Here is a 1,244-nt window from a genome sequence, read left to right as displayed (position 1 = left end):
TAGATAGTTTAATTATACATCTAACAATAGTGATCTTGTTGCTTATCACCTTATATCACAAAGGAATTTAACCGGATAGTATTTTGTCCAACTTCCTTGTCTTATATAAAAAGCCGAACTCATTGATCGAGTTCGGCTTTAGCTGGCCATTTGATTTTGGACTTTGCATTTATAACCTTTCTAGCCATTGGAGACCTCCAATTTTCGTTTCCATCGAGATGCGTAGTATTCAAGTAGGTATCGCACCATAGAGCGTAATTGGCAATGAAAGACAAAATGAGTGCTACGAAAGATTAAATAGCTAACAAAGTGTTGGGATAAAATTAAGCTTGAAAAGTGACACTGCAACATAACCGCCCTCCACTTTAATTGATGGACAGTAACAGCGGACTCGTGACTCGTTATCACAGCAAGCCATAAAACTCGCACACACTACTCTGATGACAACAAACCGAGCGACTTTAAATTTAACTGTATAAACACACAGTTAAATTAGTACCCCCGCAAAAACCACACTTATCGCGCGAATAACATTCAAAACCAACGCCATGCGTACAGAATTCGTTCTAAAAATCAGTTTAATCATTAACTTTTCTGTATAATCTTCAATTCAATTTTAACTATTGGGTTCGAATGTGAATACTCGATAGAATCTCTGTTTGCGGTGACATCACGCATAACCACAAAGTTACATGTATGGATGATTAACATTTTGAGCGACAACGTATTCAGGCAAATCAATATATTCCTTTCGGTTTTTTGCCTCGCTGCCACTCTACTGTCGTTTATCTCTTACCATATGATCATGGATCAAAACTACGTTATCACTCCAGATAGATTCCCTACACTCGTTAACACTGACCAAGAACATAATGGTGGCACCAAAGGGGTGCTGTATAAGTCAGAAGACACCATTGAGTTACAGTGTGACTTTAAGCGTACCTATAGCTCGCCATTCTGTGAGATTGAGTTCGTTATCTCTACGGAAGGTAAAGGTCTGGATCTCTCAGTGTATGACTCAGTGACCATCAATATGGATTACGAAGGCCAAGAACAGCCAAGGTTTCGCTTTTACATTCGAAATTACGACGAGAATTACAGCGTTCAAGGTGACGCTATGTCTAATAAGTTCAATCGTTTAGATTTCTCGTTACCCGATAGAAAACACATCGACTTAGATTATTTCAATGTCCCTTTATGGTGGATCGACTATTACAACCACCCTATTACTAATAGCGCCGTAG

1 pseudogene is annotated in these 1,244 nt (G+C 38.7%); it reads left to right on the top strand.

From position 1 onward, the window contains the following. Positions 1 to 700: 700 nt before the first annotated feature. Positions 701 to 1,244: pseudogene (locus AB4232_RS22090) on the top strand (GGDEF domain-containing protein); the annotation flags it as partial.

It is taken from the genome of Vibrio sp. 10N.286.46.A8 (assembly GCF_041470165.1).
GTDB lineage: Bacteria > Pseudomonadota > Gammaproteobacteria > Enterobacterales > Vibrionaceae > Vibrio > Vibrio tasmaniensis_A.
Note: the sequence above shows the minus strand (reverse complement) of the source record. Positions and strands in the feature narration are given on the sequence as shown.